10 protein-coding genes, 1 other RNA gene and 1 pseudogene are annotated in these 12,946 nt (G+C 63.7%); 6 read left to right on the top strand and 6 right to left on the bottom strand.

Translation table 11 applies throughout. The features are described 5' to 3' along the window. The first annotated feature begins 445 nt into the window (after nt 1–445). Nucleotides 446–1,423: an NAD(P)H-quinone oxidoreductase gene (locus M0D43_RS07065; RefSeq protein ID WP_252164077.1), complete on the top strand. Its 978-nt coding sequence runs from the start codon at nt 446–448 to the stop codon at nt 1,421–1,423. Nucleotides 1,424–1,664: 241 nt separating this feature from the next. Beyond that, complete coding sequence (locus M0D43_RS07060; protein ID WP_252164076.1) at nt 1,665–3,422, top strand: S53 family peptidase; 1,758 nt, start codon at nt 1,665–1,667, stop codon at nt 3,420–3,422. Here the strand turns inward: M0D43_RS07060 and M0D43_RS07055 are convergent. After that, a pseudogene (locus M0D43_RS07055) lies at nt 3,422–3,694 on the bottom strand (VOC family protein); the annotation flags it as partial. The gene M0D43_RS07060 and the pseudogene M0D43_RS07055 sit on opposite strands and share 1 nt — an antisense overlap. A gap of 395 nt (nt 3,695–4,089) precedes the next feature. Here M0D43_RS07055 and M0D43_RS07050 point away from each other — a divergent pair. Then, the gene (locus M0D43_RS07050; protein WP_252164075.1) at nt 4,090–5,025 is read left to right on the top strand and encodes a Gfo/Idh/MocA family protein; all 936 of its coding nucleotides are present in this window, start codon (nt 4,090–4,092) and stop codon (nt 5,023–5,025) included. A gap of 407 nt (nt 5,026–5,432) precedes the next feature. On the opposite strand, the gene M0D43_RS07045 is transcribed toward M0D43_RS07050, so the two are convergent. Next, nucleotides 5,433–6,803 (bottom strand): alpha-amylase family protein, encoded by a 1,371-nt coding sequence (locus tag M0D43_RS07045; protein ID WP_252164976.1) that lies wholly within the window; start codon nt 6,801–6,803, stop codon nt 5,433–5,435. 394 nt (nt 6,804–7,197) lie between these two features. On the opposite strand from M0D43_RS07045, the gene M0D43_RS07040 reads away from it, so the two are divergent. Next, nucleotides 7,198–7,273, top strand: a non-coding RNA gene (locus M0D43_RS07040) — sX9 sRNA. Nucleotides 7,274–7,283: 10 nt separating this feature from the next. On the opposite strand, the gene M0D43_RS07035 is transcribed toward M0D43_RS07040, so the two are convergent. Further along, the gene (locus tag M0D43_RS07035; protein ID WP_252164074.1) at nt 7,284–7,922 is read right to left on the bottom strand and encodes a hypothetical protein; all 639 of its coding nucleotides are present in this window, start codon (nt 7,920–7,922) and stop codon (nt 7,284–7,286) included. 172 nt (nt 7,923–8,094) lie between these two features. Here M0D43_RS07035 and M0D43_RS07030 point away from each other — a divergent pair, with 172 nt between their 5' ends. Next, entirely contained in the window at nt 8,095–8,640 is a 546-nt protein-coding gene (locus M0D43_RS07030; protein ID WP_252164073.1) for a DUF2058 domain-containing protein, read from the top strand. 231 nt (nt 8,641–8,871) lie between these two features. Further along, the gene (locus M0D43_RS07025) at nt 8,872–9,429 is read left to right on the top strand and encodes a DUF3228 family protein (protein ID WP_252164072.1); all 558 of its coding nucleotides are present in this window, start codon (nt 8,872–8,874) and stop codon (nt 9,427–9,429) included. Between the two features lie 167 nt (nt 9,430–9,596). Here the strand turns inward: M0D43_RS07025 and M0D43_RS07020 are convergent, their stop codons facing one another. The 3 genes from M0D43_RS07020 to M0D43_RS07010 are packed head-to-tail and all read right to left on the bottom strand — an operon-like array spanning nt 9,597 to nt 12,564. After that, nucleotides 9,597–10,301 carry a sulfotransferase family protein gene (locus M0D43_RS07020; protein ID WP_252164071.1) on the bottom strand — a complete coding sequence of 235 codons (705 nt, stop codon included), beginning with the start codon at nt 10,299–10,301 and terminating at the stop codon, nt 9,597–9,599. After that, entirely contained in the window at nt 10,298–11,212 is a 915-nt protein-coding gene (locus tag M0D43_RS07015) for a sulfotransferase domain-containing protein (protein WP_260808054.1), read from the bottom strand. Before M0D43_RS07015 ends, M0D43_RS07020 begins: the two co-directional genes overlap by 4 nt. Beyond that, nucleotides 11,209–12,564 carry a cytochrome P450 gene (locus tag M0D43_RS07010; protein WP_260808053.1) on the bottom strand — a complete coding sequence of 452 codons (1,356 nt, stop codon included), beginning with the start codon at nt 12,562–12,564 and terminating at the stop codon, nt 11,209–11,211. Before M0D43_RS07010 ends, M0D43_RS07015 begins: the two co-directional genes overlap by 4 nt. Nucleotides 12,565–12,946: the final 382 nt, after the last annotated feature.

Below are 12,946 nucleotides of genomic sequence, written 5' to 3'. Positions count from 1 at the left end.
GGCCGGGACACCGTGGTGCGGACGAGCGCGCAGCATCTGTCTGGTTGCGGCTGCTTGCGGGCTAGCGCATCCTGTTGTGAATGGATGTCGCAGCACGCCGGCACTACCGTTCCAATCGTGTCGTCGAAACTCGGCGAACACCGGCTTGCGATGTGTTGTAGGCGGCGCTCGATTGGAGGTGATGGCGTCCATATTCCCACTGCATGGTGTCGCTGCAGCCAGCCGATTGTTCGCATGAATCTTCGCGATGCTGTGGACGATAACCGCTCGTCCACCTGCGCATTCCCTCGTTCGTACACGCGGCGACACTGCTGCGCAGTTCCACGAAACCACGTCGCCTGCCTATCGGTGCTGCGGCAACACCTGCACCAAAGGTGGGATGCATCTGCGCCAAGCGTTGACGTCTGCGCCCCTACACTGGACGCACTTTCCACGGAGCGCCGTTATGAGCGATACCACGATGACCGCCATCGCCATCCGCGATGGCAAGGGCGACGCCGACGCGCTGTACGCCACCGAGCAAGCGCGCCCGCGTCCTGCGCCGGGGCAGGTGCTGATCCGCGTGCACGCCGCCGGCATCAATCGCCCCGATCTTCTGCAACGCGCCGGGCACTACCCGCCGCCGCCTGGCGCACCGGAAACGCTGGGGCTGGAAATCGCTGGCGAGATCGTGGAGCCGGCTGGTCGCTGGAAGGTGGGCGATCGTGTGTGCGCACTGCTGGGCGGCGGCGGTTATGCGCAATACGCCGCCGTCGATGCACGCCACGTGCTGCCGATTCCTGTCGGTATGGACCTGGTGCACGCCGCTGCGTTGCCGGAAACCATCTTCACCGCCTACGCCAATCTGTTCGAACACGGCCGGCTCGCGGCGGGCGAGTGGCTGTTGCTGCACGGTGCGACCTCGGGCATCGGCGTCACCGCGATCCAGATGGCCAAGGCGGCGGGCGCACATGTGCTGGCCACCGCACGCTCGGCCAGCAAGGCGGCGCAGGCGCGCGGGCTGGGCGCCGATGTGGCGATCGATTCCACCAGCGAATCGTTTGTCGAAGTGGCCAAGGCGCATGGCGGCGTGGACGTTGCGCTCGACATGGTGGGCGCTGCAGTGTTCGCCGATACCCTGGAAGCGCTCAATCCGCGCGGACGCATCGTCTACATTGCCTCGCAGGCCGGCGCCACCATCGAGGTGCCGATTCCGGTGCTGATGCGCAAGCAGGCGGTCATCACCGGCTCGACGCTACGCCCACGCAATGCCGATGAAAAAGCCCGACTGGCCGCGGAAGTGGAACGCGTGGTGTGGCCGTGGATCGAACAGGGCAAGCTCCGTGTGTTGCTCGACAAGCGCTTCCCGCTGAGCGAGGCCTCCGCGGCGCATCGTTACCTGGAGGAGGGCAGTCACCTGGGCAAGGTCGTGCTGGAGATGTAGAACGCAGTCAGTCGCATTACCAAGATCGGCGCCAGCGGCTGCAGGCGCCGTGCGAGCTGCGATCGACGCGTGTCGGCAGCGCCGCCGCGCGCAATCGGACAGGCACTAAGGCACAAGGTTCGCGTGTCAGTTCGCGGTTGCATCGTTTCACGCACACCGAGTTCGCACCGTTGAGTCTGAAACCACTGCCGCATCGTGAGAATCCGCAGCTTGTTAACTCACGATCAATGGCGGCCAACGAATGATGACGCGCTCTTTCTGTCAGGCCGTCCTGGTCTGCGCTATCGCATTGGGCGTGACCGGTGTCGCGCATGCAGCCGAACCGCTACCTTCGCAACTCGCCGCCGTCGGTGCCCTCGCGCCGCAACGCATCCTGCAAGTGGGATTTGTGCTCAAGCCGCAGGTGGCCATGAGCCAGCAACATGTGGCGGTAGAGCATTGGTTGATGCGCGACGGCGGCGATCCGCTGTTGCGCGGCCAACTGGCCCGCGCATCGTCTGCTTCCACCAGCGATATCGCACAGGTCAAGGCATATCTGAGCCGGTATGGCATCACCGATGTGCGCCCGGCCACCGATGGCCGCTTGCTGCAAGTCAGTGCGACGGCGGCGGCGTTGCAGGCCGCCCTTGGCACCCAACTGCGTGCGGTGAGTGCCGATGGCCGCGTCGGCGTTGCCGCGGCGCAGGGCGTGGTCGCAGTGCCCGCCGGCTTGCAGGCAGTAGTGCAAGGTGTGGTTGGCCTGGACGGCACCGCCGGTGCCAAGGTCGCGCCGCACTGGGCGCCGCTGAGCACCGCGCGCACATCGTTGTTGAACGGCAGCGCCGTGATGGCCGCCAACAGCGGCGGCGCAGAAGTCGTGCGCCACAGCATCGAGGAGCTCAATAGCGCCTATGGTGCCGATACGCTGGTACCGGCCAGCGATATCGTCGGTGCGGTCATTGCCGCGGGCAATCTGGAAAATACCCTCGCGCGGCTGCAGAGCTTCCAGGCCCTGCACGGCCTCCACACCCCGGTCATGGTGGTGACGGTGGGCGACCCCAGTGCACCGGGTTATCAGCCCGATGCTGCCAGCAAGGATTCCGAAGTCGAGTGGGACATGGATACCCAGTTGCTGGTCGGTAGCGCCGGCGGGTTGAAGCGGCTGATCATCTACAACATCCCGGATTTTTCCTGGAAGAGCATCATCGACGGTATGGCACGCGCGGCCGACGACAATCTGGCCCGCGTGGTCAGCATGTCGATCTATGGACAGGAAATCCAGGTCAACGACGCGGTCTTCCAGGCCATGGACGCCAGCCTGACCAAGGCGGTGCGTCAGGGGCAGAACTTCGTGATCTGCAGCGGCGACGACGGCGTCTATCTGCCGCTGAGTGCACGCGCCAACACGCCTTATTACGACACGCTGGCGGGGCGTCCGGACCTGCGCCAGGTCGGTTGGCCGGCGTCGCACCGCTACGCGATTGCTGTTGGCGCCACCGAGTTGCTGACGCAGGGTGGCAACCCCGGCAGCTACGCCTCCGAGCGCGTCTGGAATGCCGGTGTCGGCCGTCAACTCAGCCAGGGCGGCGTCAGCAAGATTGCCTATGCGCCGCAGTGGCAGCGCACCCTGCTGCCTGGGCAGACGGCCTCCGGCTACCGTGCTGTGCCCGATGTCAGCTTCAATGGCTCGTTCTACAGCAGTGCGCAGATCCGCGGCACCGATGCGCAGGGTAACGAGGCTGCCTGGTATGTGTGGGGTACCAGCGCAGCCACCCCGACCTTCGCCGGCTATATCGCCCGGCTGTTGCAGTCGCATCCCAATCTGGGCTTCGTCGCGCCGCAGATCTATCAGTATGCGAGCCAGCGTCACGATGCGCAGCGCGCCCATGACGTCGTGGTCGGCACCAATGGCCTTTATCGCGATGGATACAACGCGAGCTACGGCTGGGACTTCGCGTCGGGTTGGGGCAGCATGAACATCGGCGACTTCGACCGTTTTCTGACGCAGGCATCGCCGTGACCTTCGTGCTGTAGCGCAGCGTGATGGAAGGCGTCCACAGCTGACGCATCAGTGGCCGCAAATGCCAGGTGGAAGCCGGCCCCCGGGGTGCACTGTGCAGCCTGACGTTGCTTCAACGCCAGGCAGTCTTCGCCGCCGGGCCAGCCGTAGCCGACCGCTTGGTCGAACGTGCCCGGCTCCAGATCCGACCACACCCGCACATAGCCAAGCGCGCCTAGTGTGGCGACGGAGGCGTCGATCGCGCGAACGCCCAGCGAAACATGATGCAACATCGGTGCAGCCTTCAACGGCGACGGCGACGGCGACGGCGACGGCACATCGGCATGCCGGTGGCGATGCTGGTCTGCATGCGGGCTTGCGTCAATCGCGGGTTACAACGCGTGTCGGTGGCGTGGTGGTCGACCGTCGCCACCTGTCGCTGCCGTGCCCAGTGCGCCTGCAGTCCATTCACGCCATTCGTGGCGTAGGTGGGCCGGCCCGTACGCAACGACCAGCGCGCAGGTATAGCAAAACAAGCAGGAGCGATGTCTCGCGGTGGGTCGCACCCTGACCTTACACTGCGCCGTCGCGTGGGCTCCCCGCATCGCGCCCCTGCAGCGTTGCCCAAGCAGTGTGCGTGAGCCGGTGCTCGCGCCGCTTGCCACCTCCTACCAGCACGAAGGTTTCGATGAAGCATCCAGACGCATTGCGCATTGTCCTTGTCGGGATCGGCAAGATCGCCCGCGACCAGCACGTGCCGACCATCGCGGCGCGCCACGATGTGCAGCTGGTGGCCAGCGTGAGCCGGCATGGCACGGTCGACGGTGTGCCCGCCTATCACACCCTGGAAGAAGCCTTCGCCGCGCAGCCGGAGATCGAGGCGGTCGCCTTGTGCACGCCACCGGTTGGACGGCACGCATTGGCGCATGCCGCGTTGATTTCCGGCCGCCATGTGTTTCTGGAAAAGCCGCCGGCCGCCACGCTCGCCGAAATTCATGACCTGCAAGACGTGGCGCAGCGTGCGCAACGCAGCCTGTTCACCAGCTGGCATTCGCGCTGCGCCGCCGGTGTTGAGCCTGCCCGTGCATGGTTGGCAAACAAGCAACTCGTGCGTGCGCACATCGCCTGGAAGGAAGACATCCGCCACTGGCATCCGGGCCAGGACTGGATTCTCGAACCTGGCGGAATGGGTGTGTTCGACCCCGGCATCAATGCGCTTTCCATCGCGACCCATCTGCTGCCGCACAGCTTCGCGCTGCGCGATGCCGAGCTGCACACGCCGGACAACCGGCAGGCGCCGCTGTATGCCCGCCTTGCGTTTGTCGATACCGCAGGCGTACCGGTGACGGCCGAGTTCGACTTCCTGCAGACCGGTCACCAGCGCTGGGATATCGAAGTGGAAACCACCGCGGGCATGCTCATGCTCAGCGAAGGCGGTGCCAAGCTGAGCATCGATGGGCAGCCTCAGGCACTGCCCGCGTCCAGCGAATACGATGGTCTGTATCGGCGCTTCGTGCAGTTGGTACGCGCCGGCCAATCGGATGTGGATGTCGCACCGTTCGTGCATGTGGCCGATGCATTCATGCTCGGGGCGCGCAAGGTCACCGCACCGTTCGCTTGGTAAGTCGATGCACCCATTTGATTAGCCGTTGAACGCCGTCGGCTGCATGCCGGAAGTTCTGCAGGCAGCTGCTATCTCTGGAAGTGGCGTTAGGCGCGTGCGTATCACGCACCATTGCCGGTGCTATTTCAGCCAACTGTCGAGCGTGTTACCGCACGTAACGCCCTGACGGCTGCGTGCGGCAGCAGTCAATCGATGCCAGTGAGCATGCGCTATACCCTCCGTCATCCTGTTGCAGTCAATCAGCGCCGCCCAGAGACAAAGAGCCCCCGCGCATGCACGCGCGTCGGGGGCAAAGCGTTGAGCGCCAGGTAGCGGTGCATTGCGGCTTGCAGGGTGCGCTGCAATTCACCTTCTCAACCGGCGGGAGCACTAGGGGCATTGCGTCATTGCCCTGTGCAAGTGACTCCTCAGCGGCGCCACATGCGTGCACCACGCGCCGGCAGCGTAAAGGTGTATGAGTTGCTGGAAATGCGCACTACGTTCCCGGAGCCCAGCGCGTCAACGTAATCGGCATTCCAGTACAACACGCTGTTGTTCATTCCCACCGTGGTGATGACCGGATTGCCGCACTTGTTGATGCCCACGATGCCCAGGCTGCCGCGACGGAACAGGATGTGGCAGGAGCTGGACGACAAGACCTGCATGTCGGTGCCCTGCACGCCGTTGTGGAAACCGATCATTCGGCGCACATCATCGCGCAGATACGCGTTGACCCAGCGGTTATCGCCGCTCTCGTTATTGTCGGTGTAGATCATTGGCATGCCGCCGTTGCGGCCGATCAGATACGCATATGCCAGCGTTTCATCCACCGGGTCGAGAATCGCGTAGCGGAAGCCGGCATTGTTGGGGATGTCGTGGGTGACCGCAAAAGTCACGGCGCGATTGCCCGGCAATGCCTGTCCGGACGCGGCCGGGTCGACAAGCTGCTGCATACTGGCGCCAACGGCGAACGCATTGCGTACCGCATTGAACAGCGGAAAGTCGTAGGCTGCATGCGGTGTGGATTGCAGATAGGGCGCCAGGAATTGATCGTAATCGCCATTGCCCGTGCCGCCGCCGGTGATCACTTCGCCGAAGACATACACACCGGAGCGGATACCGGCATCGAAGACGCGATTGAGATGGTCGAAGGTCATGTGCTTGGCGGCATCCACACGGAAGCCGGTTACCCCGATGTCCTTGAGTGCCTGCAGATAGGCACGCTGCTGTTGCACGACCCAATCGTTGCCGACCAGATCTGGCAGGCCGGGATCGCTGCCACCGGCGCAAATGCGGTAATTGCGCACCTGGTAAGCATCGTTGTAGTTGCTGATGCATTGCGCCTGGCCGAAATCACTGGCGCTCAGGAAGTTTGATTGCAGCGTGCCGAACAGGCGCAGCGAATCGTAACGGCCGGGATTGGCGGCATACTGCGACAGCACCGCGCTACCGGGGTAGTTGAGGTCCGAGCGCGTGGCCGCTTCGTTGGCCATATGGTTGAACACGATGTCGGCATAGGTTTCTAGGACGTTGTTAGCCAATGCCTGCACCATCTTTTTAAATGCAGCGGTGTCGCCGAGCGGGTTGTCGATCAGGCGGATGTCCTGCGGCTGGTAGCGCGCCCACCAGGCGCTTCCTTCGGAGCGGTACGCGGGGGCGACCAGCACCTTGCGATAGCCGGCATCGGCGATCTGTTTGGCGCGCGCTTCAACAGTGGCATACGGCCAGTTGAAGGCATGCAGGATGACATCGGCTTGGACGTTGGCAGTCGCCAGTAACAAGACCAGCGCCGTCAGCAAGAGGCGTGCACTGCGCTGCATGAGCGAAGGCGGACAATGGACAGGCGTGTTGCGCATCGGATCGATCTCCAGTGGGTGGCGCAGGCAAACGCGCAGTGCGCGATACCCGCATCAATGCCTCCGGCTCCTGTTCCGGAAAGCGCGCGCACGGCGTGCAGCGCGCGGTGATGCTAAACGCGCATCGCGGCGCAGCATCGGTGTTGTGCATACGTATTCACTACGTTGCGCCGGCAAACTGCGCGCAGGGTTTCGCTTCAACAAAGGGGTTGGTCGCAAAATGCGGACGAAGACATGGTCGATGCGAGAGTGCCTGCACCGGTTGTAGCAATTCAAGATCAGCCAATCCCCTTACTGCGCAGTCGCCACACGAGCGCGGCCGGTGCCCGGAATGGGCATGTGCCACTCGTTCATCGCGTTTTCCGTCCGCCGTCCGCACGCACCGGCCAACTGTTCGCCACGTTTTGGTGGCTGCTCTAAGACTCAGCGATAGACGTGGCCAAGCGCATCGCTGGCATGCAACGTGTGCAGCTTGGTCAGAGGCATCTCGATACGTTCGTCGGTGTAGTAGGCTGGCTGCTTTGCGCTACTGCCGCCAGCATCGCGCTCGGCGCCTTTCCACTTGTCGTAGCCCTTGTTCGGCAGCGCCAACGTCACGGTCTCACCGCTCACGCGCTCCACCCGTACCACGCCGTAAGCGTGTCCGTCATACGCACCGGGCGCCAGGGTCTGCAGGTCGACGGTATACAGGTCGCCTTGGGCGGGCTGCGCAAGCCAGACGCCATCGCGCTTGGAGGTCTGCCAAGCGCTGTAGGCGCCGACTATCACTAGCACCGCAATCAGGCCGAGCAGCACCAGTCCACCGAAACGGCGGTAAGCCGGAATGGGCGGCTTGCCACGGCTGGCCTCGAAGGTCTTGGTGTCCAGCGCGGTGGTGTGGTTGCAGCCATCGCAAACCCGCAGGTATTGCTTCTTGGTGACCCAGCTGAAGAGGTACCACAGATGTGCGTAGCGATACTGCAGCACGTGGCGAAAGCTGCGCTGCTGCGCGCAGTGGTCGCAATGCGCGTTGTCGGCTGCGCCTAGCGCAATCACGTCGCCGCCTGATCCCCAGATGATCATCATTCGTCCTTGAATTGGTTGGAAGTGGCGGATGATAAGGGCGGCGGCGCTGCTTGGGCAGATACCTGCCCGCGCTTCCGATAGACGGCGATGCCAGCGGTCCGACCAGGCCGCGACGGGTCGTGGCGCCAGCCGCGTTAAACTAGCCGCCAGTCCACTGCCCAGCCTCCCGATGCGCAATCCATTGCAAGAACAGCTGCTCAAGGCCGGCTTGGTGAAAAAAGCCCAGGTGGACAAGGTTGCGCGCGAACAGGTCAAGCAGCGCCATGCCAAGGGCGCGGCGGTGCCGCCGGCAGATGCGGACAAGGTCGATGCGGCGCGCTTGCAGGCCGAGCGTGCCGAGCGCGATCGTGCCCTGGCCGAAGAGCGCAATGTGCAGGTGCGCCGGCAGGAAGTGCTGGCCCAGGTGCGGCAGATCGTGGAGACCAACAAGGTCAAGCGCGAAGGTGAGATCGACTACCGCTTCAACGATGGCAGCGTCATCCGCAGCGTGCTGGTGAACCCAACGCTGCGCGGCCAGTTGGCCAGCGGCGCGCTGGTGATCGTGCGGCACGGCGATGGCGTCGAGCTGATCCCGCGCGCCGCCGCCGACAAGGTCTACAGCCGCGATGCCGATACCGTTGTGCTTGATCACGGACGCAGCAGCGCGCCGGCCACGGCCGAGAGTGATGACGACTACTACAGCCAGTTCAAAGTTCCGGACGATTTGATCTGGTAAGCGCTGACGAGTTACTTCAGAGACGGATCTACCCGCACGTGTTCGCGTCAGCGCGAGGTGGCGCGTACCTGAACCTTATCGGCGAGTGTTGCACGACTGCCGACAGAAAACGATTCCGAAGACCTGTTCGTGCCTGCCCTGTCGCCGCGCAGTGGCTGCGTTGTCGCGCAACGTAGTCGCCCGCCAGCCCGCGCGCTACCCTGACGCTCTTTGTCGCCGCACATCCTTCTTATGTCGATCGTCTTGACCCAGTTCGCACGCACCCGCCTGTTCCCGCGCGATGGCCGTCGCAATGCGATCCAGGACTGCACGCCCGAGCAATTCATCCAGCGCCTCAATGACGAGGCGCCGTTCCGTGTGATCGGGGGCTACGCGCCGTTTTGCCAGCTGCATGTGCACCGCAACTGGACCTCGACCCGCTGCCTTACTGTCCCCATCACCGATGACAACCGACACCTGCTGCGTTCCGGTTACGAGGCACGCAGCTCGCAGGAATTGGCCGTGCTGGTCCGTTGGTTCGAAGGCGTCGAGCCGCCGGTGGCCGCGTATCTACTGCCCATCCTCTACAGCCGCGATCAGTTGGCCAAGGAAGGCACGCCGATCGATGCAGACTGGGGTGTCGTGGGGTGTCTGTATACCGCAGAGCCGGATGAGATTCCGATGGCTTCGATCACCATGTTGCGCAATGCCTTGGGCGTGGAAGAGGGTGGCTCGGGCACGCCGCTGGATCGCGACGCATACCGGCGCAGCGTGGCGTTTTGGGAACGCAATGCCAATTGGCGGCCGTGACGAGTTGGCGACACTGCACTGGCAGATCGCCACAGGCCACCGTGTGATGCACGACCAGCCGCATGACTCCAGCGCATGTGCCGGAGACGTGATTGGTGCCGTCTGCCCGCTGTTTGTCGCGTTGGACGCTGCGTTCGGCGTGGCATGATCCACGTCCCCCAACGCAGTTATGGTCCGGTCAGCGGCAGGAAGGCCTCTTCGGCGAGCCGTTCCAGGTAGTGGCGCATGCATTGTTCGATCAGTGGCGGCTCCGTTGGCAGCCGACGCGCCGGTGCGCCACCGATGCCGCGGGCATGGACGCGCGGATATGGGAGCGCTGGCATTGGCAGCGCTAGAAATGCGCACAGGCGTTCCCAGTGCGAATCGGCGTCGGCATCGAGTACCAGTAGGCGCTGTGCTGGTACACGCTCGATCACGGATTGGTTCCAGTGACGGAAGTAGTCGGTCATGAAGGCGCGATCACCGAGGTTTGCCTCCGGATCGCGACGCAAGAAGCGGCTCACGCGTTGACCATGGGCGCCAAACAGCGATGGCACGCTGCCGTCGCCGGAGAAGATCGTCGCGCTGACCGAGTCGAACCACGCGTCCGGGTCGCGCACGGTCAGGATCACCTTGGCATGCGGAAAGTACGCGGACAATTCCTCCCAGAAACAGCAGCCAGGGTAGTCGGTCGTCGCCGCATAGCCGGCGAACAGTGCGTCCCAGTCCGGGTGCCCGTCGATCGCCGCCTCCCAGCGCGGCAAGTCTTGACGCAGATTCGCTGCCAATTCCATCGCGTGGTAGCAGCGGCCCACACCAAGCCGCTCAAGCGCCAGCTTCAGGGAGAGAGTGCCAGTGCGGCCCAGACCGGCGCCAATGAGGTGGAGGCTCACGACGGTCGCGCCTGGCCGTGGGCCAGCCACTGTGCTGCGTCTACGCCGAGTTCCGCATGTGCGCGTTGCACATATGCGTGATTGAGTGCATCCGGCAGGGCCGTGCGCCAGCGGCCATTGCAGCCCTGGTTGAAGAACGCCTTGCCGCCTTCGCGCCACAGTCCGGAACCCTGTGGCACGTAGCGTGCCGCATGCTGTCGCATGTAGTCGAAGCGGCAGTGCGCCACGATCGTGTCCCATTTGCCGGACGGAATCGGGATGTCGAGGAAGGCGGAGATGCGGCGGATTTGGCCGGGCAGGTCGTGGAGCAAGTCGTTGTAGTGAAGGTGCAGCACGTTGGCATCCTCGCGCCGCTCCCACCACGAACGGACCCCGTCCCATAACGGCCAGAAGGGCGCCCCATCATGTTCCAGCCAATGCGCCACATAGGCATCGCGCGTCAGACGGGGTGGCGGCAGCACGCGCAGCTTGCCGGGGTCGGCACCGCCAGCGTCCAGACGTGCCTGCGCATCCTGGCTCAACGCGCATTGATGGGCGTACAGACTCAGCGCAATGTCGCGTCCATCGCGGCCAATGTACAGATACCTGGCGAGCGCGCTGGTGACCAGTGCATCGGCTGGCAAGTGTGTCTTCATGAAGCGCCGGTGGCTCTGCGCGTCCAGCAGCGCGAGCTTGGTTGCCTTGTCCGGATAGACGCCGTCGAGCCACGGAGAAATGGTTGAGACAGCGATCTCCGCTTCGCCGCCGAAGATCAGTTGCGCCACGATCTGCTGCAGCCAGGTCGTGCCGGCCTTGGCATAACTGGCGATCACGATATCCCCTTCGCGTAGAGCCAGATCGTTCCACACGCTGGAGTCGAAGAATTGGTTTGGATATTCCCTGCTTTTTTTTCGAACGTGTGGATCAGTCATGTGCCAGTGCCTAAGCGAGACGCGATGTTGGGGCGTGGCCGCAGTGCGATGCGCACGTCCAGTGGCCGCAACACCAGCGCGGGAAAAGGCGTGGGGCGCGCGTCGGCAGCCAGATGCAGGCTGCGCGCACGCAACACGGTGGCGATGACCGCGGTCATCTGGGTGAGTGCCAGCATGCTGCCGATGCAACTGCGTGGGCCGCCGCCGAATGGGAAGTAGCTGTAGCGCGCCAGCGAGTGGGTGGCGGTATCGTCCAGCCAACGTGCGGGCAGGAAAGCGTCGGGATCGGGAAAATGACGTGCGTCGCGGTGCACGACCCACGCGCTAATCAGCAGTTGGGTGCCGTGGGGGACATGGAAGCCGTCCAAGGTGGTGTCGCGTTGCGCGATCCTCGCGGTCATCCAGGCCGGCGGATACAGGCGCATGGCCTCTTTCACGCAGGCCCGCGGTTGCGGCAACCGATCGAGCAACCCGGTGCTGGCTGCGGCATCAGCGTCGTCCAATGCGTCTGCTTCCTGCGCAACTTGCTGCGCCACGTGCGGATGCTGCGCCAGTAGCAGCAAGGTCCAGGTCAGCGCTGCCGCCATCGGTTCCAGTGCGGACATCAGCATTGCCGCTGCTTCGTCGCGGCACCAGTCGCTGCCACCTTGCGCAGCGTCGGCCAGCAGCAGCGACAGGACCGATGCTGCATGCGGGGGCTGCTGCGTACTGCGCACCAGAATGCGTTCCAGCGCCTTGTCGAGATCCGCGCGTACGCGGCGCATGCGATGCCGATGCGCCGATGGCCACCACGTCGGCGCCAGGGATGGACGGCGCGTCTGCTGCAGGATTGCATCGATCATCGGCAGCATGCGCAGCAGGTCCGGCACATGTGCAGGGTTCCCGAGCAGAACGCCGGCACCCAATTGTGCGCATAGCGTAGTCATCAGCATGCGCATGTCCTGTGCAGCGGTGGACGGGCCTTGTTCGCCTAGCAGCGAAAGGGTGGCAGCCGATGCCTGTGCTGCGGAATCGCGCACCAGGGCTGCACGAAACGCAGGCTGTAGCGTCCGCCGCTTGTGCCGCCAGACTGCGCCAGTGCTATTCATCACCGAAGCGGGAAACGCCGCACGGCGCGCGCTCGGGTCAGGATCAGTCTTGCCGTAAAGCGTGCCGTCATCACTCAGTACCTTACCGATCGTGGCCGGTCCGGCGAGCAGATACGTGCGCTCTGCAACCCTGGACACGTCGCCGTGCACGCGCGCGCAGGATTGCAGGAATGGCAAGGGGTCTTCAGAGAACTGCCGGCGGTTGCCGAATGCCCAATGCCCGGTTGGGCCAGGCGGGAGAGCATGCCTGCGACCTGAGTTCATATGCGTGCGGAACGTCATCGGCGACGAAGTACGCGGCGCGTGACAGACGCGGAGCGGACGGGCTGCGGTGCCGCGTGATGTTGCGGGAAGGGGGCTGTCCTCCCGCAACAGCGTGGATGGTTAGTAGTTGTAGATGTAGCCGAGCTTGCGGCCACTTATGACCTGGAGCCAGCGCGACAATGCATAAAAAATAGCTTTCATAATAATTTCCTTATAAGGCTGAAGTTAAAAGCGTGCCGATTTGTGAAGAATTTGTTCAACGATCAGGATAATCTGATCAATTGAATAGTCTATATATGAACTGAATTGGTCAAACCAAAGTACGCAAACCTGTCGCGGCATACGTAGTGTTTCGAGTCTTTGTCTCTGCAGCGAACACTCG

It is taken from the genome of Xanthomonas prunicola (genome assembly GCF_025266575.1).
GTDB lineage: Bacteria > Pseudomonadota > Gammaproteobacteria > Xanthomonadales > Xanthomonadaceae > Xanthomonas > Xanthomonas prunicola.
Note: the sequence above shows the minus strand (reverse complement) of the source record. Positions and strands in the feature narration are given on the sequence as shown.